The 20,392-nt window shown below is 60.9% G+C and carries 17 protein-coding genes; 8 read left to right on the top strand and 9 right to left on the bottom strand.

What is annotated here, in order from left to right; all coding sequences use genetic code 11:
- Positions 1 to 9: 9 nt before the first annotated feature.
- From JKL48_RS05205 to JKL48_RS05185, 5 genes are all read left to right on the top strand, one after another.
- On the top strand, positions 10 to 2,301 hold the full coding sequence (locus JKL48_RS05205) for a xanthine dehydrogenase molybdopterin binding subunit (protein ID WP_201979463.1): 2,292 nt from the start codon (positions 10 to 12) through the stop codon (positions 2,299 to 2,301).
- 158 nt (positions 2,302 to 2,459) lie between these two features.
- Positions 2,460 to 3,296: a HipA family kinase gene (locus JKL48_RS05200; RefSeq protein ID WP_201979458.1), complete on the top strand. Its 837-nt coding sequence runs from the start codon at positions 2,460 to 2,462 to the stop codon at positions 3,294 to 3,296.
- Entirely contained in the window at positions 3,296 to 4,210 is a 915-nt protein-coding gene (locus JKL48_RS05195; protein ID WP_201979456.1) for a DUF3037 domain-containing protein, read from the top strand. The genes JKL48_RS05200 and JKL48_RS05195 overlap by 1 nt, the downstream gene beginning before the upstream one ends.
- Before the next feature lie 292 nt (positions 4,211 to 4,502).
- Complete coding sequence (locus tag JKL48_RS05190) at positions 4,503 to 5,075, top strand: Crp/Fnr family transcriptional regulator (RefSeq protein WP_201979454.1); 573 nt, start codon at positions 4,503 to 4,505, stop codon at positions 5,073 to 5,075.
- Positions 5,076 to 5,308: 233 nt separating this feature from the next.
- Positions 5,309 to 6,067: an SDR family NAD(P)-dependent oxidoreductase gene (locus JKL48_RS05185; protein ID WP_201979452.1), complete on the top strand. Its 759-nt coding sequence runs from the start codon at positions 5,309 to 5,311 to the stop codon at positions 6,065 to 6,067.
- A gap of 83 nt (positions 6,068 to 6,150) precedes the next feature.
- On the opposite strand, the gene JKL48_RS05180 is transcribed toward JKL48_RS05185, so the two are convergent.
- On the bottom strand, positions 6,151 to 7,734 hold the full coding sequence (locus JKL48_RS05180) for an amidohydrolase (protein ID WP_201979450.1): 1,584 nt from the start codon (positions 7,732 to 7,734) through the stop codon (positions 6,151 to 6,153).
- Between the two features lie 254 nt (positions 7,735 to 7,988).
- On the opposite strand from JKL48_RS05180, the gene JKL48_RS05175 reads away from it, so the two are divergent.
- Positions 7,989 to 8,420 (top strand): hypothetical protein, encoded by a 432-nt coding sequence (locus tag JKL48_RS05175; protein ID WP_201979448.1) that lies wholly within the window; start codon positions 7,989 to 7,991, stop codon positions 8,418 to 8,420.
- A gap of 101 nt (positions 8,421 to 8,521) precedes the next feature.
- Here JKL48_RS05175 and JKL48_RS05170 read toward each other — a convergent pair whose 3' ends face one another.
- The 6 genes from JKL48_RS05170 to allB form a co-directional block, all read right to left on the bottom strand.
- Positions 8,522 to 9,982 (bottom strand): DUF6986 family protein, encoded by a 1,461-nt coding sequence (locus JKL48_RS05170; RefSeq protein WP_236668623.1) that lies wholly within the window; start codon positions 9,980 to 9,982, stop codon positions 8,522 to 8,524.
- Positions 9,983 to 10,121: 139 nt separating this feature from the next.
- Positions 10,122 to 10,460, bottom strand: coding sequence for a hydroxyisourate hydrolase (uraH, locus tag JKL48_RS05165; protein WP_201979446.1), 339 nt, complete (start codon positions 10,458 to 10,460; stop codon positions 10,122 to 10,124).
- Positions 10,457 to 10,966, bottom strand: a complete 510-nt coding sequence (gene uraD / locus JKL48_RS05160) for a 2-oxo-4-hydroxy-4-carboxy-5-ureidoimidazoline decarboxylase (RefSeq protein ID WP_201979443.1) — start codon at positions 10,964 to 10,966, stop codon at positions 10,457 to 10,459. Before uraD ends, uraH begins: the two co-directional genes overlap by 4 nt.
- A gap of 129 nt (positions 10,967 to 11,095) precedes the next feature.
- A complete protein-coding gene (allE, locus tag JKL48_RS05155; RefSeq protein WP_201979441.1) occupies positions 11,096 to 11,842 on the bottom strand; it encodes a (S)-ureidoglycine aminohydrolase in 747 nt (248 codons plus the stop codon).
- Between the two features lie 5 nt (positions 11,843 to 11,847).
- Complete coding sequence (locus JKL48_RS05150; RefSeq protein ID WP_201979439.1) at positions 11,848 to 13,101, bottom strand: allantoate amidohydrolase; 1,254 nt, start codon at positions 13,099 to 13,101, stop codon at positions 11,848 to 11,850.
- Between the two features lie 4 nt (positions 13,102 to 13,105).
- Positions 13,106 to 14,443: an allantoinase AllB gene (gene allB, locus JKL48_RS05145; RefSeq protein ID WP_201979437.1), complete on the bottom strand. Its 1,338-nt coding sequence runs from the start codon at positions 14,441 to 14,443 to the stop codon at positions 13,106 to 13,108.
- A 227-nt stretch (positions 14,444 to 14,670) separates the two neighbouring features.
- Between allB and JKL48_RS05140 the strand changes: the two genes are divergently transcribed.
- Both JKL48_RS05140 and JKL48_RS05135 read left to right on the top strand, forming a co-directional pair.
- The gene (locus JKL48_RS05140; protein WP_201979435.1) at positions 14,671 to 16,095 is read left to right on the top strand and encodes a urate hydroxylase PuuD; all 1,425 of its coding nucleotides are present in this window, start codon (positions 14,671 to 14,673) and stop codon (positions 16,093 to 16,095) included.
- A gap of 156 nt (positions 16,096 to 16,251) precedes the next feature.
- On the top strand, positions 16,252 to 17,244 hold the full coding sequence (locus JKL48_RS05135) for an XdhC family protein (RefSeq protein WP_201979433.1): 993 nt from the start codon (positions 16,252 to 16,254) through the stop codon (positions 17,242 to 17,244).
- Positions 17,245 to 17,380: 136 nt separating this feature from the next.
- Here the strand turns inward: JKL48_RS05135 and JKL48_RS05130 are convergent, their stop codons facing one another.
- Positions 17,381 to 17,995: a DUF4136 domain-containing protein gene (locus JKL48_RS05130; protein ID WP_201979431.1), complete on the bottom strand. Its 615-nt coding sequence runs from the start codon at positions 17,993 to 17,995 to the stop codon at positions 17,381 to 17,383.
- A 115-nt stretch (positions 17,996 to 18,110) separates the two neighbouring features.
- Complete coding sequence (locus tag JKL48_RS05125) at positions 18,111 to 19,994, bottom strand: ABC transporter ATP-binding protein (RefSeq protein WP_201979429.1); 1,884 nt, start codon at positions 19,992 to 19,994, stop codon at positions 18,111 to 18,113.
- Between the last annotated feature and the right edge of the window lie 398 nt (positions 19,995 to 20,392).

Genomic DNA, 20,392 nt, shown 5'->3' with positions numbered 1-20,392 from the left:
ACAACCCCCATGAATCACCTTGACCCTCAGCGCCACGTGCGCGGCGAATCGCAGTACCTCGACGATGTGCCCACCCAGCAGGGCACGCTCTACGCGGCCGTGTTTGAAAGCCCGCTGGCCCACGGCGTACTCCGCAGCCTCGATTTCGGCGCCGCGCTGGCGGCGCCCGGCGTGGCGCGCGTGCTCACGGCGGCCGACATTCCCGGCGAAAATCAGATTGGCGGCATCGTGGCCGATGAGCCGCTGCTGGCCGAAGGGCACGTGCATTTCCGGGGGCAGCCGGTGGCGCTGGTGCTGGCCCGCACCGAGGCGCAGGCCCACGCCGCGCTCAAGCTCATCAAGGTCGAAATCGACCCGCTGCCCATCATCACCGACCCGCGGGTGGCGGCGGCGCAGGGCGAGTTCATCGTGCCGCCGCGCACCTTCAAAATCGGTGATTCGGAAGCGGCCTGGGCGGCTTGCATGCATGTGTTTGAGGGCGTGGCCGAGAACGGCGGGCAGGAGCATTTGTACATCGAAACGCAGGGCGCCTACGCTTTCCCGACGGAAATGGGCGGCGTGCGCATGATTTCGTCCACGCAGGGGCCCACGGCCGTGCAGCGCCACACGGCCCACGTGCTGGGCGTGGGCATGCACCAGGTAGAAGTGGACGTGACGCGCCTCGGCGGCGGTTTTGGGGGCAAGGAAGACCAGGCCACGCCCTGGGGCGCGCTGGCCGCGTTGGGCGCCTTCATCACTAAGAAGCCGGTGAAGCTGGTGCTCGACCGCATGGCCGACATGCGCATGACCGGCAAGCGCCACCCCTACTCGTCCGATTTCAAAATCGGCTTCGATGCCGACCTGAAAATCGTGGCCTACGAAGTCACGTTCTACCAGAACGCGGGCGCGGCGGCCGACCTCTCGCCGGCCGTGATGGAGCGCACGCTTTTCCACGCCACCAACGCCTATTTCGTGCCCAACGTGACGGCCACGGCCTTTTCGTGCCGCACCAATCTGCCGCCGAATACGGCCTTCCGGGGCTTCGGCGGGCCGCAGGGCATGTTCGTGATTGAGTCGGCCCTGGCCAAGGCGGCCGAGGAGTTGGGCCTGCCCACCCACGAGCTGCAGCGGCGCAACCTGCTGCGCGAGGGCGACCTGTTCTCGTACCGGCAGGCGGCCGAAATGTGCCACGCCGAGCAGGCCTGGGACACGGCCGCCCGCGAGTTCGATTTGGCCGGCATGCGGGCCGAGGTGGAGAAGTTCAACCAGACCAATAAGCTAAAGAAAAAGGGCTTCGCGGTGATGCCCATCTGCTTCGGCATCTCATTCACCAAAACGCCCATGAACCAGACGCGGGCGCTGGTGCACATCTACTCCGACGGCTCGGTGGGCATCAGCACGGGCGCGGTGGAAATGGGCCAGGGCGTGAACACGAAAATCGCGCAGGTGGCGGCCCGCACGCTGGGTATTTCGATTTCGCGCATCAAAATCGAAACCACCAACACCACCCGCGTGGCCAACACCTCGCCCAGCGCCGCCAGCGCCACCGCCGACCTCAACGGCAAGGCCACCGAAATGGCCTGCGCCGCCCTGCGCAAGCGCCTGCTCGAGCACGCCAGCACCGAGTACACGCTCAACTACGAGGGCCTCGAAATCCACGACGAGCAGGTGCTGGCCGCCGGCGTGCCCGCCGATACCAACTGGGAGAAGCTGGTGTCGTCGGCCTTCTGGAAGCGCGTGGCCCTCACCGAAAACGCCCACTACGCCACCCCCGACCTGCATTTCGACCCCACCGTGAACCAGGGCCACCCCTTCGCCTACCACGTGTACGGCACGGCCCTCACCAGCGTGACGGTGGACTGCCTGCGCGGCACCTACACCGTGGACGCCCTGCGCATTGCCCACGATTTCGGCCAGAGCTTCAACGAAGTCATCGACCGGGGCCAGATTGAGGGCGGCGCGGTGCAGGGCATCGGCTGGATGACCATGGAAGAAGTGGCCTACAACGCCGAGGGCCGCCTACTCAGCAACTCGCTCAACAGCTACAAAATCCCCGACATCTACGCCGCCCCCCGGGTGCTCGACGTGCATTTCCTCGACACCCCGGGCCACCCCAAGGCCATCCTGCGCTCCAAGGCCGTGGGCGAGCCGCCGCTCATGTACGGCATCGGCACCTACTTCGCCCTGCGCGACGCGGTGCGGGCCTTCCAGGGCCACACGGCCCTCCCCTTCTCCGCGCCGATGACGCCGGAAAAGGTGCTGGTGAGCTTGTACCCGGAGTTTGTGGGGGTGAGTGAGGCGGCTGCGGTGGCGCGGGATTAGGGTGGGATTTGGGGCTTCTACGTGATGAATCCTTTCAAATGCAACGAACAGCTTGCAGTTGACTGGCTTTATGTAACTTCGCGGCCCTTCAATTCCCACGAATCTATCATTCTGACCTCACGCGCTTTTATGTTCTATAACTCATTGCGCGACATCAAATGCTGAAGCCACCGGACACGTATAGAGTTCGGACGGTACGGGACATCATTGAGACAGCACATCGGCCACTGCTGGTACTGGCCGAGAATGGGGAAATCTATTACCTCAAGTATGCCAGACATCAACTTTATGAGTTGAAGTGCGAATGGATTTGCCACTACTTACTCAAGCTGTGGAATATTCCTACTCCTGAAACAGCGCTATTGACGGTGCCGCCAGAAATCTTCCCAACCTTTCCAGCAGCCGCTCAATCGACAATACGCTACCTGCAACGTCCTGCCTTCGGCTCACAGTTGATTCAAGGCGCGATTGATAGTAGCGACTTCATTCAGCAAGGTTCTCCCGCAGAGTTGGCCTCGCTTACAAACTCAGATGACTTGCTATGGATTGCGCTATTCGATGCTTGGGTATCGAATGACGACAGAAGGGCTAGCCATCATAATCTGGTCGTAGCGCCCGATACCACTTCCGGAAGAGGCAAGTTTAAATGCTGGGCCATTGACCACGCATTCACGTTCACCTCCCAACCGTTTGAACAGCTTGACCATAACGAAACCTACTTCAGTTACAATGCAAACCTGTCACAAGCAGCTGCAACGCGGGCCACGTTAAACCGGTGGCAGGAGCAGCGGCCGCTTTGGTGGGAAAGTGAGTTGAAGGATGGCTATTACCTTCGCATTGCGAACTGTCGTCAGCAGTTTGCGTTCATCTGTAGCTTGCTGCCGGAGCCCTACCAATTAAGCGAATCGGAGCAAACTCATTTATTCTATTTCCTGTTTTGCCGTAAACGGATTTCGTCGCTTTGGGACGAATTCTTTGCTTCTTTGCCTCAATAATGAATACCACCCCTTTTTACACCTTGTTGCGCGTTGTGCCCAATCCGGCATCTGGCGAAGCCGTGGTGGTAGGTTTGGTACTCTTTGATGGGACACGTCATGAAATGCAAGTCTCTACTCTCAAGCTACGCTTGGCAGTATTGCTTGCCAAACAGGCAGAAACGACCATCCGCTACGCGGTACGTCAAATTGAAGCTCGTGTAGAAGCAGATACCACGGTAAGGCGTCAAGCGTTATTGACAGGAAGTTTGCCTGAATCATCACGCCTAATGAATCGCGCCGACTGGGAATATTTGGCTCGTTATTCCAATGGAATGGTTAGGGTTGACAGCCTGATGAACGTGGCCCTGTTTCCAGATGATGATGTTACCACAGTATTCAACCAGCTGTATGCGAACCTAGTTGACGCTAACGAGCCGCTGAAACCCAACCGAGTAAAACCGCTGGTAAAGGGTGCCGTTCGAACGTTAATCCAACGTGTTAAGTCAACTGTTCATACGAATGTCAAGCTAACGCCAAAGCTATTGCCTGACTTGTTTTTCAATTTGAACTTGGATTGTGTAGGCATGAATGGTTCACTTATTGGAGCTCATAGCTTACCAATTGACCAGTTGGGAATTGATACACTACAGCAGCACTTCAGCGAATGTCGTTTTGCAATAAAGAGTTTATCAGAGCATTACAGGCCGCATAAGCCGCAGTCAAATGTCCTGTATCTGCTGGCCGATGAACCGGACGAACAGGTTGACGCAGATAAGCATAAGTTTTGGCGCGCCATCCAAGGTGAACCAATGTTGAAAGTATTGCCCACTGACGAAGCCGAACTCATCGCCGACCAGATAGAGCGCACAGGTGCAAAAATGTTCTTAAATAGAAACCTGCTTCAGACAGCAGAATTAGAAACCGCGGATTAACCCTTCGCAAACTGAAAGAGGCTGAAGCTCCCGTAGCTTCAGCCTCTTTCAGTTTCTGCCGCAGCTCAGAGCTTTGGGGAAGGCGTTGGGCAGCTTTGAGCTACTCCGCCTTGCTCACGAACGTCTGCTTCGCCCGAATATCCGTCGAGGAGCTGCCCACCAGCACTTCGAATTCGCCGGGCTCGACTACCCAGTTTAGGTGGCAGTTGGGCAGGGCCAGGGCGGCTGGTTCGCGCCAGCACTCTCAGAAAGCCTTTTCTTTGCGCGGAATAGCCCTTTAGCCTCCGCACAGATGTTTGACTTGTTTGAGAAGTACCTGCTGAGCAAGGCCGCTTTTACGGCGAACGAGTTGCAGCAAATCGAAGCAGCCAGCGTTGTCCGGAAATTGCGTAAGCGTCAGTTTTTGCTGCAGGAGGGTGAGGTATGGGTCTACAATGCCTTCGTAACCAGTGGCTGCTTGCGCACCTATACCATCGATGCCAAAGGCGCGGAGCACATCCTCAACTTCGCGGTCGAAAACTGGTGGACGGGCGACCGCCAGAGCCTGACTTCCGGCCAACCATCGAGCTATAACATTGAGGCCGTGGAGGACTCAACCGTTGTGCTCATCAGGGACGAGCAGTTTAAGCAATTGCGCCAGGAAATTCCCGCGCTAAACGAGTTGGTTAATGACATTCTCCACCGCAGTTTCCTGGCCGCCCAAAACCGTATTCAGGCGGCCATCAGCTACTCGGCCGAGGAAAAATACCGCGCCTTTCTCCAACAGTACCCAGCCTTTGCTCTGCGCCTTCCGCAGCACATGGTGGCCTCCTACCTGGGCATGACCACCGAAACCCTGAGCCGCATTCGCCGGCACATTGTGTAGCCGCCAAGCCACGTGTTACACATACAATATTCTGTTAATCAATATTTTATTCGACAATCGTTGACATTTATCAGCACGCTTTTTTGACAAATGTCAATGGAGTGAGGGTGAGCAGAAAAGGACCTTTGTAACAGCAACTGAAGCCAGCCAAACGGGTACCGCTTCGCTGCCAAAGCGGGCGAAACACGCCCCGCTGTTCCACCAAATTCATCCCTGTTCCTTATCTCATTGCCATGAGCAACCATCTGAAATTAGCCGGTAAAGTGGCCCTCATCACCGGCGGCACCACGGGCATCGGCCTGGGCGCGGCCCGGCGCTTCGTTGCCGAAGGCGCCTTCGTCTTTATCACCGGCCGGCGCCAGGCCGAACTGGATGCCGCCGTGCAGCAGCTCGGGGCCAACGCCCGCGGCATTCGCAGCGACGTGACCAGCCCGGCCGACCTCGACCAGCTTTTCGCTACCATTCAGGCCGAAAAAGGCCAGCTCGACGTGTTGTTCACCAACGCAGGCGGCGGCGAGTTTGCTCCGCTGGGCGGCATCACCGAAGCCCACTTCGACAACACCTTCGACCTGAACGTGAAGGCCACCCTCTTCACGGTGCAAAAGGCGCTGCCCCTGCTCCGCGAAGGCGCCTCGATTATCCTGATGGCCTCCACCGCCGGCTCGCAGGGCGGCGCCAACTTCAGTGTGTACAGCGCCTCCAAAGCCGCCGTGCGCTCCTTCGCCCGCACCTGGACGGCCGACCTGAAGGACCGCAAAATTCGCGTCAACGCCATCAGCCCCGGCCCCATCGACACGCCCGGCCTCAGCGGCCTGGCGGCCGATGACGTGCAGGCCGAACAAATCAAGACTTACCTGGCCAGCACTGTGCCGCTGGGCCGCCTGGGCACGCCCGATGAAGTGGGCAAAGCCCTCGTGTTTCTGGCCTCCGACGATAGCAGCTTCGTGACGGGCGCCGAGTTGTTCGTAGACGGCGGCGCAGCCCAGGTGTAACTAGCCCACAGTAAGTTTTTAAGCGAAAAAGCCGGTTCCAAAGAACCGGCTTTTTTTTACGCGCCGCCTTGTGTATTCTCTTTCTAAAAGCCTTCATGGGGCTTGCCAGTGGGCTGTGCCTCATACACCACCCTGCCGCCCACCATTGTCAGCTCGCTCACGGTGGCGGGCAGGGCGGGCAGCGGCACCGTGAAAATGTCCTGCGAGAGCACCGCCAAATCGGCCAGCTTGCCGGGGGCCAGGGTGCCTTTGTGCTGCTCCTGAAACTCGGCGTAGGCGGCGCCGGCGGTGTAGGCGCGCACGGCCTGTTCGCGGGTCAGGGCTTCTTTGGGGTCGGCCAGCGTGGTGGCGAAGAGGATGTTCAGGTACGGGTTGGACGGGCCATCGGAACCAAGCGCGAAGGGAACGCCACTTTCCAGCAAGGAACGGAAGCACCCGTGCAAACCAGCCGGTGCGCCGTGCTGCTTATCTACCGCGGCATTGATGAAATGCGAAGGGTTTTGCACGATGACCACGCCCAGGGCTTTGGCGCGGGGCTGCAGGTCGGCGGCTACGCCGTCGCCGTGTTCGAAACGAACACGCTTGCGCCGCCAGGTGGCGTCGTCGGCCAGTTCGTGCATGAGGTGCAGAACCAGGCTGGCCGTGCTGTCGCCAGAGATATGCAGCATCAGCTGCTGCGGGCTCGTGAGGGCATCGCGCAGCATTTGCCGCACGGTATCGACCGAAAAATTCAGGTGGCCGTACCAGCCCGGCCGGCCCGGATAGGCGCGGCGCATCAGCGCGCCGCCCTCCAGCGGGGTGGCGTCCAGAATGTATTTCAGGCCATCGACCCGGGCCAGCGGGGCGGGATTTTTCTCCACCCCGCGCCACTCGCGGTGGTTGATGCCCCGCGCTGTCGTCATCGGAAACGGGATAACGCGCAGCCGGATGGGCAGCCGGGCCGCGCGCACCACCCGCAGGGTTTGGGCGGGTGGTAGGTCGCTGGCCATGTCCTGTACGCTGGTGATGCCAAAGCGCACCGACTCAGCCCCGTACTGCTGCAATTGCTGCACCCAGGTGGCATCGGGCACCAGGTTATTGAAGTCGCGGCGTGGGCCCCAGTCGCCGTATTCCGACAGGAAGCCCGTGAGCTGCCGGGAACCGGGCTGGCGCTCGAACGAGCCGCCCAGCGGGTCCGGGTCGCCGTCGGCAATGCGCAGCTTCCGCAGTGCTGCCGAGTTTACCACGCTGCCGTGGCCCCAGGGCGTGCGCAGCAGCACCGGGTGGTTGGGCGCCACGCGGTCGAGCTGGGCCCGGCGCACCAGCGGGCTTTGCAGCACCGCCAGGCCTACTTCGCCTTCCAGCCAGGTGCCGGCCGGCAGCCGGCGGGCCAGCGCCGCCAGGGTATCCAGCAGCTGCGCCGGGCTGGGGCCGGCTATCATCTCCGCCTTGGGGAAATCGAAAAAAAGCCCCAGCGGATGGCCGGGCGGCAGGTGCGTGTGCGCGTCGTTGATGCCCGGCACCACGGTGCGGCCACGCAAGTCGATGCGGCGGGTGCGCGGGCCGGCCAGTTTGGCGATGTCGGCGGTGCTGCCAACGGCCACAATGCGCTCGCCGCGCACGGCCAGGGCCTGAACATAGGGCCGGGCCGGGTCGGCTGTGAAAATTTTGCCGCCGGTCAGAATCACGTCCGGGTGAGCTGATTGCGCCCATGTGCGCCCAGTCAGGAGAAGTGCCAGCCCGAGAGTATACAACGCCTTCATACAGCCTTACCTTCTTAGTGTGTAGGTGAGCCGGCGAATATATAAAAAACTTTCTATTATTAGTTGGATTAACCATGTTTGTTCGCTTTAGTAGCTCAGCCGGGCTCAACAAGCGGCTTACCTCCATTCCAACCACTTTCTTTATGCACACTTCTAATCCAAAGACCCTGGGTGGTGCCATGGCTGCACTCGCTATAGCAGCCCTAAGCGTACTGGGAACCACCGCCAGCACCCAAAAAACGGCTCCTCGCGCCATGGCCAGCACCGGGCAGGCGGTGTGGGTAATCGTGACCCCGGTGAAAGCCGACAAGCGAACCCAGTACGAGCGGTTTATTAATGAGATTTTCTGGCCGGGCGCGGCCAAGGTGAGTGGGGCCGACCAGCAGGCCTTCCGCCATACACGGGTGCTCAACCCGACCAAGGCTGAGGCCGATGGCACCTACTCCTACCTATTTATTATGGACCCCGTGCAGAAAGGAGCTGACTACGACGTGGAAAGCCTGCCGAAAAAAGCGTATGGTCCCGAAAAAGCTGCTGGGTACTATAAGCTATACACGGAGAGCATGGCCGGGAAGCAGAAAGTGTACAGCAGCACCCAAACCCAGTACTAAGGCCCTTGAGCCGAAAAGGCCCGGTACGGCCAGGCGACTGCCCGAAAACGAAAAAGGCTTCTCACCGGGAGAAGCCTTTTTCGTTTTCGGGCAGTCGCCGGCTACGCCGTAGCCTTGGCGCGGCGGCCTTGCAGAATGCGGTAGAACGAGCGGGTCTGCACCTCTTCCAGCGTCAAACCAGTCGCCAGAATCTCCTCTTCCGAAATGGCGCCGCAGTTCAAGGCTTTGAGGAAGAAGTTGAGCAGGCCCTGGCCGGTGGCGGCGTCGTCGAAAATATCGCCGGTGAGGGTGGAAATGGCGGCGCGCTCTACAAAGGTTTTCAGGCGAAAAACAGCGTCTTCGTAGCTGCTCAGGAAGAAGTTGTAGGTGGCGGCGTAGCGCATCGGCAGCTGCGCGGGGTTCAGGTCCCAGCCCTGGTAGAAGCCGTTGATGAGCGAGTGCGTGCTGTGGTGGTAGGCCTGGCGCCAGGCGTTGTGCACCGACTCGCGGTTTTCGCGCAGCTGGGCGAAGGTCAGATTATCACCGCGGTGCGGGCCAATGGGCATCACGTTGGTCGCACCGTCGGAGAGGAAGATGCCGGTGCCGCCCAGCGCCACCTTGGTCATGTGGTGGGCGAAGTCGTTCACGGGGTGGCCCATGGTCTGGTACTTGGCCGTGATGCCGCAGCTGGCCGTGTAGTCGTAGGTGCCAAAGTGGGCCGCGATGCAGCGCCCCTCGCTGGCCCGGATGATGCGCATGAGCGGGTTGCGCCCTTCTTCGTCCATGATAATCTGGGTGGCCTCCACCATCGTTTCCATTTTGAGGGTGCCGGGGGCCAGACCGTTGGCCTTCTCCAGCAGTTCAAACAGGCGTACCATCGTCGTCATCTGCTCCGGGATGGTGACTTTGGGCAGCATCACCACAAAGTTGTCGGGCAGCTTGCCGCCGGTTTCGGTCAGCAGCGTGGTCAGGAAGATGTCGAGCGTGCGCACGCCGCGCTGCTTGAGGTCTTCGGTGAAGGGCTTGATGCGGATGCCGATAAATGGCGAGAGCGTGCCCTGCTGCATGCCCTTGGCCACTTCCTTGGCGGCGCGCACGGCGGTTTCGTCCTCCTCGGCATCGGGCCGGTTGCCGAAACCATCTTCAAAGTCGACGCGGAAGTCTTCCACGGCCTCGCGCTTCAGCTTCGCCACGATTTTGTTGTAGACCGAATAAGCCAGCCAAGCGGGCTCCTGCTTGCGGTCCTCCGGGCTCATGGCATCCAGCTTCGCCGTTAAGGCCGCCACGTCGGCTTCCAAATGCGGCAAGTACTCGTGGTTTTTAAACTGCAGCGCGCGGGCCAGCTCCACGAAGTTGGGCGCGTAGGTGAGCAGGTTATTCAGGGCGATTTCGCCCATCCGCACGCAGGTATCGGCCTTGAAGAGGTTGGCCCCGCCGTACACAGTGTGCACGGGCTGGCGGTCGGGCCGGTCGCCGGGGTAAGTGTGCTGGAACTTGATATTGGCTTCACCCAACTGGTCGAGCAGGGCGGCTTTGTCGGAATCTTGTAAGCTGAGTTTCATGGTGGGAATCTGGGTGTTCATTATTTGATGTCGGGCGCGCCTAGCACGTCATGCTGAGCTTGCCAAAGCATGTCTACCGCAATAGTAAATGAATTACTTGTGCAGTAGAGATGCTTTGGCAAGCTCAGCATGACGTGCTAGTGTTTCGTTCGGCATTTTTTCACGAGCCGCGATAGGTGGAATAGCCGAACGGATTCAGCAGCAGCGGCACGTGATAATGCGCGTTTTCAGCTACGTTGAATACGATTTCCACGAAGGGGTAGAAATTGGCCGTGCCGTCCTGCGCGAAGTATTCCTGGGTATAGAATTTCATTTTATACACGCCCAATTCCACCTGTTTTTCCTTCGGTAATAAATCGGGAATGCGGCCATCGGCGTTGGTTTTGCCGCGCGCAATTTCCTGCCAATTATCACCAACCTGCTGCAGCAGCGCAATGCTGACATTGGCCGCCGGCTTGCCCTTGGTGGTATCGAGAATGTGGGTGGTAATCTGGCTCATGCGGCGAGGAGTTTTTCGAGGCGAATGCGGGTGATTTTATCCTGCTCGCCGGCGGCAATCAGGATTTCATCTTCGGGTTTATTGGGCAGGCGGGCTTGCAGCAGGGCCAGCATTTCGGCGGCCGTTTTGCCGGTGGCGCACACGATGAAAATGTAGCCAAACTTGCACTCATAGTCCTCATTGCCCGTGGCTAAGGCTTCTAAAGTTTCCTGCGAAGCCTGTTTCACAGAAGCTTGTTCGCCTTCGGCCCAGGTGCTGGTGCTGGCGAATTTGGCGCGCAGAGCTTCCACATCGCCGCCAATTTTGGGGTGGTGGGTGAAGGCTTCGCGCCAGTCGGCTTCGGTCAATTTATTCCACTGGGTTTGGGCCTGCTCCATCAGAATTTGAGTGCTGGCAATGGGGAATTGCGCGCCCATATTTTTCACCCAGGCCGTGGAGCCGCAGCACTTTTGCAGGGCTTCGGCGAGGGCGGGTTTGGGGAGGTTATTTAGTTCTGATAGGGTCATTGACAGGCAATTCGGCACGTCATGCTGAGCTTGTCGAAGCATCTCTACCGCTTCGTATGGGCTCGTCCAACGAAGCGGTAGAGATGCTTCGACAAGCTCAGCATGACGTTCTTTTTCGTTTTGATTTCGCTACTTCACCGTCGGAAACCGGTTCACGTTCTTGTAGTAGATATACACCGACGGCTCCTGGCCCATGGCCGTGGCCCACTGCTGGCAATACGGCGCCATCCAGATGGAATCGCCTTTTTTCACCGGGTACCAGCACTGGTCGAGCATGTAGATTGCCTGGCCTTCGAGATACATCAGGCCGTGCTCCATGATGTGGGTTTCCACCATCGGCAGGTTGCCGCCGAGGCCGTAGGTGAAGATGTTGACGGCCATGTCGAAGCTCGGTTCGTTCGGCAGCAATTCCTGGATGCGCAGGGCCTCATCGTTCATGTAGATGGGCGCTTTGCTGTAGTCGCGCTCACCCCAGAAAATGCCCGGCGTGGCGTGGCCCGCTAGCGGCTCGTACACTTTATGAAAGGTCAGAAGCTGCGTACCGGCTTCGGGCTGGCTGAAACTATAGGATTGGCCGACGGGCACGTACACGTACTCGCCCACTTTCAACTTGCGGGTTTCGCCGCCCACGGTGGCCGTGCAACTGCCCTGCACCACGTAGAAAAAAATCTGCGAAGCCTCGGTCTCGCCCTGCACGTGGCCGGTCTCGGTGAGGGTAATGAGCGTTTGGCAGAGGCGCGCGCCCATCTGCTCGTTGATGATGACGTTGGTGGTGCAGCCGGTCCAGCCGGGCACGTTGCTGTTGATGTAGCCGTCGGGGGCAATGATGGCGTGGTTGCGCTTCACAACGGAGCGCGTCAGGGCGGACATTTCCATAGTAATTAACGGGTGGGATGTTGGGTGCGGAGAAGGGTCATAAACCGGTCGGCCACCGCAATGGCAGCGGCCAAATCGGCCAACTCCACGTTTTCCAACGGGTTGTGGCTGATGCCTTTGTAGCAACGAATGAATAGCATGGTGGCCGGCGCCACGAACGATACGGGCACGGCATCGTGGCCGGCGCCGCTCACCAGCCGGATGGTTTCATAGCCGCTGTCGGCAATGGCCCGGGCCAGCAGGACGTTCAAATCAGCATCGCAAACAACGGGCGCGGTTTGCTGCACGGGCTTCCAGTCCAGGGCCACGTTGCGGTGCAGGGCCGACGCCTCGGCGTGGCTGCGCAGGAAATCGTAGGCCTGGGCCAGTTGTTGCTCGTCGGGGCTGCGCAGGTCGAGGCTGCACGTCACTTCGCCGGGGATAACGTTGCTGGCCGCGCGGTTAATGGCCAGCTTGCCCACGGTGGCCACTAGGCCTTGCCCGTGCGCCTGCGCAAACTGCTCAGCCGTCAGTACGAACTCGGCCGCGGCACACAGGGCATCCTGGCGCATGTTCATGGGCACGGTGCCGGCGTGGCCGGCCATGCCGCGGAACGTCAGCTCCACGCGCTGCTGGCCGGCAATGGCCGTTACCAGCGCCACCGGCACGTGGCGCTCCCAGAGCACCGGGCCCTGCTCGATGTGCAGCTCGAAGTAGCCCAGCCACTCGGCGGCCGGAATGGCGTCCAGCGAGAGCTGCGAGGCGTCGCCGCCCATGGCCACCAGGGCCTGGTCGAGGGAGATGCCGGCTTCGTCGCACCGCCCCAGCAGGGCGTGGTCAAAGGCCCCCGTCACCACTTTGCTACCCAGGTAGGTGGTGTGAAAGCGTACGCCTTCCTCGTCACTAAAGGCAATCAACTCGATGTGGAAGGGCAATTCGGCTTTCTGCGCCCGCAGGTTTTCCAACAAATCGAGCCCCATGAGCACGCCCAGCGGGCCGTCGAATTTGCCGGCGTTCACCACGGTGTCGATGTGCGAGGCCAGCACGAAAGTCTTCGCGTCAGGGTTCGGGCTTTCGAGGCGGGCGCGCAGGTTGCCAATGCCGTCGACGCGGGTGAGCAGGCCGGCGGCTTCGAGCCAGCTTTGCACCAAGTCGCGGCCTTCGAGGAAGGCGGGCGTGCCGAAGGTGCGCGTCACGCCGTCGGCGTCTTCGCTGATGGCGGCCAACTCGTTGATGCGCTGCATGATTCGCTCAGCGCGCGCGGTGTATTCCTGCTGCATTCCGCTACCGGGTTAAAAATTCGCCGTGGTTGAGGCGGAGGAAATTCGGGCGCTGGAAAACCTGTTCGCCGCGGAGAAAAGTTAATTCAATGACACCCGCCAATTCCTGGCAAATGTAAGGGGATACTTTGTGTTTGTGCAGAATCATCTCCTCGCTCACCTCAAAGGTCTTTTCGGGGTCGAACACGATTAAATCGGCATCGAAGCCGGGCGCTATTTGTCCTTTTTTCTTGCTTTGGCCGGCCAGTTTCGCCGGGTTGGAGCTCAGCCACTTCACAATGTCGGACAGGCTGGCGCCGCGCCGGCGGGCAGCCGTCCAGAGCACCGGCAGCGCAAACTGCAGCGAAGCAATGCCGCCCCAGGCGGTGGTAAAATCGCCGCTGTCCATTTGCTTTAAATCGGGCGGCGCGGGCGAGTGGTCGGTGGCCACGAAGTCGATAACTCCGCTCTGCAGAGCGGCCCACAGCTGGTTGTTGTTGGCCTCCTCGCGGATGGGCGGGGCGCACTTAAACTGCGTCTGGCCGTCGGCAATGTCCTCGGCGTTGAAATAGAGGTAGTGCTGGCCGGTTTCCACCGTCAGCGGCAGGCCCTTGGCCTTGGCGGCGGCAATAGGCGCAATGGAATCGGCCGACGATAAATGCACGATGTGCACCGGGCAGTCGAACTCCTCGCACAAGCGAATCATCATGGCAATGGCATCGTCCTCCCACTTTTTGGGGCGCGAGGCTAGGTAGTTGGGGTACGAGCGGTGGTCGTTTTTTTTCCACTCGTCACTATCCTCCGACAGTTCGCAGTGCACCAGCAGCGGCAGCTTGTGTCGCGCCAGAATGGGCATCACCCGCCGCAAATCATCCTCCGTCGCATTCGGGAAATCATCAATTCCGGAGTGCGTCAAAAAGGCCTTGAAGCCGAGCACGCCGGCCGTAATCAACGGTTCAATCTCAGCGGCATTGCCCGGCACCACGCCGCCCCAGAAACCCACGTTGGTGTGCAGCTGGCCCTTGGTCGCGGCTTTTTTCAGCTCCAGATTGGCCACCGAGGTAGTAACGGGCGCAGAGTTCAGCGGCATATCCACCAAGGAGGTGAGGCCGCCGGCCAGCGCAGCGCGGGTAGCCGTGTCGAAGCCTTCCCAGTCGGTGCGGCCGGGCTCGTTGATGTGCACGTGCGGGTCGATGACGCCGGGCAGGACGGCGTGGGTGCCCACGTCGAGCAACGGGGCGCCGGCTACGTCGGCATCGTGGGGCAGCAGGGCACTGATGCGGCCGTTTTCAATCAGAATGGTGGCGGCACGCTCGCCCTCGGGCGTGACGACGCGCTGGCTGCGCAAAGCGAGAGTTGACATGAGTAGGGAATTTGGCGCTAAATTGGGGGCTTTTTCCCGGTTTAATTAATTGGCGGGAAGAAAGAGATGGAACGTCATGCTGAGCGGAGTCGAAGCATCTCTACCGCAATACTAAAATTGATTAGTTGCGCGGTAGAGATGCTTCGACTCCGCTCAGCATGACGTTACGATTAATTCTTGCCGCTCTCCTCCTCTACCCAAAATACCCTAATTACCCGCTTTCCCACATGCTCCAATACGTTACCCTATTTGCCCTGATTCTCGCTTTTCTGCTGCTGCTGGGTGTCATCTTCGCCCTGCAGCGGGCGGCTAAAACGCGGCCCGGCGGCGGGGCCGTGGGCGACGGCAGCTTCACCCTCGAAGGCTATTCTTACGCCCTGATTCTGCTGGCCGTCGTCGCGGCGGTGGGCATTGCCTACGTGCTGGCGCGCGACTCGCCGTGGTCGGGCCACATCATGGAATGGCTCAACATTGTGGTGCGCCTCATGCACATCACCTTCGGCATCGCCTGGATTGGCGCCTCGTTCTACTTCGTGTTCCTCGAAAACGCCCTCAACCGCACCGATAACGTGCGAGAAGAGCTGGCCGGCAACCTCTGGGCCGTGCACGGCGGCGGCTTTTACTACCTCGAAAAATATAAGACGGCCCCCAAGCAAATTCCCAAAAGCCTGCACTGGTTTAAGTACGAGGCGTATTTCACCTGGCTCTCGGGCTTCAGCCTGCTGTTTGTGGTGTACTACTTCAACGCCAGCGCCATGCTGATTGACCCGCGCGTGCTGGACATCTCGCCGCTGGCGGGCGTGGGCATTGGGGTGGGCTCGTTTGTGGCGGCCTGGCTGATTTATGACGGGCTGTGCCGCACGGCTTTTGTGCGCAGCCCGTGGTTCAAGGTGGTGGGCTTCATTCTGGCCACGGGGTTTGCGTTTTTTTATGCGCAGGTATTCAGCGCCCGGGCGGCCTACATCCACTTTGGCGCCATGCTGGGCACACTCATGGTGGGCAACGTTTTCTTTACCATCATCCCGGCCCAGAAAGCCATGGTGAAGGCGGCCACCGAAGGCACGCCCCTCGACCCGCAGCTGGGCAAAAACGCCCTGGCCCGCTCGCTGCACAACAACTACTTCACGCTGCCGGTGCTGTTTGTGATGGTCAGCAACCACTTCCCCAGCACCTTCGGGCACTCCTATCCGTGGGCCATTCTGGCGGCCATCACGCTGGGCACCGCCGGCGTGAAGCACTGGCTGAACCTGCGCGAAAAGCACCAGACCGACACCGCCGTGTGGGTGCTGCCTGCCGCCGTGGCCTTGCTCCTGGGCGTGGTATTTGTAACGGCCCCGCCCGCTCAGTCGGGCGGTGGCACGGCGGGCGCGGCCAATGCCTGCACCCAGCAGGTGAGCATGAGCCAGGTGAACCTGATTGTGCAGAAGCGCTGCATTCAGTGCCACTCCGCTCACCCGACGGACGACGTATTCAAGTCGCCGCCCAATGGTGTGGTGTACGACACTCCGGAGGACATCATTCGCCTGAAAGACAAGATAATGCAGCGCGTGGTGGTAACGAAAACGATGCCGCAGAACAACAAAACCCAGATTACCCAGGAAGAGCGTGACCTCATTGGGTGCTGGATTAACCAAGGCGCGCAGAACAAGTAGCACGTTTGAGCAATAACGAAAAGAACGTCATACTGAGCGCAGCCGAAGCATCTCGCGTGTGGCAGCAATTCTTTTATTCAACGATTGAATTAGTGGTGGCAAGCGAGATGCTTCGGCTGCGCTCAGTATGACGTTCTTTTCAAACCCCTCCTCCTAATGCCCTCCTACCCCCGCGACCTCCCCGTTTGGGCCCTGGCGGCGGCCAGCCTCCGGGCCGGCACGCCCGTGGCGCTGCTGTGCGTGGTGCGGAGCGAAGGCAGCAGCCCCGGCCGCCAGGGCTTCAAAATGGCCGTGACGGCCGATACCGTGGCGGGCTCCATTGGCGGGGGCATCATGGAGCACAAGTGGGTGGAGTTGGCCCGCCAGCGCCTGCGCGAGGCTGACACCGCGTCGCTGTTGCGGCCCCAGATTCACCGCCGCGAGGCGCCGGCCGACCGCTCCGGCATGATGTGCTCGGGCGAACAGGAAGTGCTGCTGTGGCCGCTGACGCCTGTTGATTTGGCCACCGTGGGAGCCATTGAACAGGCCCTGCAAACAAACACAGGCGGCTCTGTGGCGCTGAGCCTAACTACTGGGCTGCGACTGGAAGCGCTGGCGGCCGGTGTGGCCGCCGCTGCTGCAGACACGCCGTTTTACGATTACCGGCCCGGCCCGGCGTGGCGCTACCGCGAAAAGTTGGGCTTCCGCGACCAGCTCACCATTGTAGGCGGCGGGCACGTGAGCCTGGCCTTGTCGAACGTGGCGGCGGCGCTGGATTTCGAGCTGACCGTGCTCGACGACCGCGCCGACTTGCCCACGCTCGACAACAACCACGCCGCCCATCACCGGCACGTCATCGATTATGAAAATGTGGCGGCCGAAGTGACCGCCGGCCCGCACCGCTACGTGGTGGTGATGACCGTGGGCTACCGCACCGATGCCGTGGTGCTGCGCCAGCTGCTGGGCCGGCCCTTCCGCTACCTGGGCGTGATGGGCAGCGTAGCCAAAGTAGCCGAGCTGCGGCGAGGACTGCGGGAAGAAGGTTTTTCGGTCGCCGAAATAGCGCGCCTGCGCGGCCCCATCGGCCTGCCCATTTACAGCCAAACGCCGGAGGAAATTGCCATCAGCATCGCGGCAGAGCTGATTCAGGTGCGGCGGGAAGCGGAGTAGTGTGGAAAAAAGAACGTCATGCTGAGCGCAGCCGAAGCATCTCTACCGCGAGCGTAAATCCTTTCGATTGGATTACTACTGTGGTAGAGATGCTTCGACAAGCTCAGCATGACGTACTTCATTAATTCCAGCGTCCTTACCGCTCCGTGTCGTTGGCGCCGGTGGGGTTTACGTTGCCGTTGGCAAACTCTTCGGTGAACACGCGGTAGCGGTCGAGGATGGAGCGCACGGAGCGTTTGAGTACGATTTCGCCCATGGGGCCTTCGGGCACGGTCACGCCCGAGGCGTAGCCGTTCCACACGGCGCGGTTGGTTTTCACGTCGATGAGGGTGACGAGGAGCGTGCCTTCGGCCAGCAGCAGGCGCACGGGCTGGTAGCCCTGGCGGTCTTCCTTGGGCGTGTCGTCGTTTTCCTCAATGTTGCGCTTAATCCACTGGCTGAGGTCTTCCTGCTGGAAGCCGTGGAAGTTCATATCGCCCTCGTACACCCGGAAATTCACCAGCATGTCGGGGCGGCGGCTGGCTTTGCGGTAGCCCTGGGCCAGGAAGCGCTGCTGAATGGCCTCGCGTAGCGTCTGGCCCAAGCGGCTGCTGTCGGAGGTGAGGCCCGTGCCGGTCACGAAATCGTAGGTGCGGTAGTGGCGGAAATTGCCGCGGTAGCTGTAGTCCGAATCCACGCGGGCTTCGCGGGTGGTCATGCAGCCTGCCAGGCACATTGCAGCCAGCAGCAGTAGCGTAATCGTAGGTTTCATAAATGTGCAGTATCGGGATTTAGTACTACCAATATACGAAACCTAAGGCACTTAGCGGTCGGAGCAGGGGCGATAACATTATGATTATGGCAATTTTTATCGCCTATTCCCGGTCCTACCGATACCCTGCGGCCTGCAATGCAAACAATTCGGCATAGCGCCCGCCCCGCGCTAGCAGCTCCTCGTGGCTGCCGATTTCCACAAACTGGCCGTTTTCGATAACTAAAATCCGGTCGGCCATGCGCACGGTGCTGAAGCGGTGGCTGATGAGGACGGCGGTTTTGCCCTGGGTGAGCTCCTTGAAGCGCTGGAAGACTTCGTACTCGGCGCGGGCGTCGAGGGCGGCGGTGGGCTCGTCGAGGATGAGGAGCTGGGCGTCGCGCATGTAGGCGCGGCCGAGGGCAATTTTCTGCCACTCGCCGCCGCTCAGGTCCACGCCGCCGTTGAAGCGGCGGCCAATCATCTGGTCGTAGCCGCCGGGGAGCTTGGCGATGACGGTATCGGCGAGGCTCTGGTGGGCGGCGGTTTCGATGCGGGGTTGGTTGTGGCGCTCCTCGATGCGGCCCACGGCGAGGTTTTGGCCGGCGGGGAGCTGGAAGCGCACAAAATCCTGGAAGATGACGCCGATTTCCTGGCGCAGTTCGGCGGGGTCGTACTCGCGCAGGTCGTGGCCGTCGAGCAGGATGCGGCCTTCGGTGGGGTCGTAGAGGCGGGCGAGGAGCTTGACGAGGGTGGTTTTGCCGGCGCCGTTTTCGCCCACGAGGGCCAGCTTTTCACCGGCTTGCAGGGTGAAGCTGAGGTTCCGAATGGCCCATTTTGTACCATTCTTGTACTGGAAGCCGACGTTTTCAAACTGAAAACCCTGCTGAATGGGCCGGGGGAAGGGAATGGGCCGTTCGCCGGTGAGCTCCTGGCGCACGATGCGCGGCCGGAGCGCAAAGAAGTCGAAGAAATCCTGCAGATACAAGGCGCCGTCGGCCACGGAGCTGAAGCGGCTGAGGATGCCTTCGAGCAGGGCGCGCAGGCGGGCGAAGGAGCCGGCCAGGAAGGTGAGCTGGCCCAGCGAGATGCTGCCGGCCGCGGTGCGGGCGATGATGTAGACGTAGGCGCCGTAGTAGCCGGCGGCGCCGATGGCGGCGAAGAGGGTGCCCCAGCCGGCGCGGCGCAGCACGAGGGATTTGTTTTGGCGGTAGAAGTCGTCGGAGAGGGTGCGGAAGCGGGTGATGAGGAAATCGGAGAGGCCGAAAATCTTGACTTCCTTGGCGGTTTCGTCGGAGGCGCCGGTTTGGCGGAGGTAGTCGAGCTCGCGGCGCTCGGGCGTCCAGGAGTGCGAGAGGGAGTAGCTGCGCTCGTTGAAGTGCGACTCGCCGAGGAAGGCGGGCACCACGGCCAGCAGCAGCAGCCCCAGCAGCCAGGGCTGGAAGGCGACGAGGCCACCGGCGAGCAGCACGAGGGTGATGACATCCTGGCCCTGGCTGAGCACCTGGCTCATGAGCACGGTGCGGGAGAGGGTTTGGCGGCGGGCGCGCTCGAGCTTGTCGTAGAAGGTGCTGTCTTCGAACTGGTCGAGGTCGAGGCGGGCGGCGTGCTCCATGAGGCGGATGGAGGACTGATTGGCGAAGAGGTCGCCGAGCAGCGAATCGAGCAGGGCCACGCCGCGGCCCAGGGCATCGGCGAGGAGTACGAGGCCGAACTCGAGGCCCACGAGGGTGAGCACGGGCGTGAGCTGGCGGGCGGCGGCGGGCAGCTTGGTGAGGGCCACCACGTCGTCGATAATCAGGCGGCCGACGTAGAGCGTGGCCAGCGGCAGAAACGCCCGCAGCAGGCGCAGCACGAGGTTGGCGGAGGCCAGCGCGGGGCTGGTGGCCCAGATGAGTTTCAGGAAGGCGGGCAGGTGGCGCAGGGCCGATACCCGCTCGCGTACGCTCACGGCGGGCTTTTCGGGGCCGCGCCCGGCGTTGGGGTTCTTGGCGGAGATGGATTTCAGGAAGTCAAACATGGCCCGGGCGTGGGCAAGGTTGGGGCCGGGTTTGGGGGGCGGCCGTTTTGGCAGGGGGTGGGCTTATTGCAGTAGCTTGATGGCCGCTTGGTTTTGAGACCCTGCTAATATTTTACCCAAAGGAGCGTTATTTGATTGTGCGCTTGCCTCCACCTTTTGTTTGTCTCATGCCATTATCCTACAGTGTGCGCCTCGTCTTGTTCTTGGCCGGGGTGGTTGCGGCCGTAGCGTGCGAGCGCAAGGAGGTTTCTTCGCTGGCCATCTTGACGGTGCCGAGGTGGCACTTAAGCGACTACGTGTTTTGCCCAGATGCTCCCCCACTGCCCGGTGCATATGACCCGCCTGCTGACAAAGAACCCTGCGTTCGGGACGACTTCACAGTGTTTAAAGCGGATGGG

Origin of the sequence: Hymenobacter rubidus (assembly GCF_016734815.1) — a bacterium.
In the GTDB taxonomy this organism is placed as follows: domain Bacteria; phylum Bacteroidota; class Bacteroidia; order Cytophagales; family Hymenobacteraceae; genus Hymenobacter; species Hymenobacter rubidus.
Note: the sequence above shows the minus strand (reverse complement) of the source record. Positions and strands in the feature narration are given on the sequence as shown.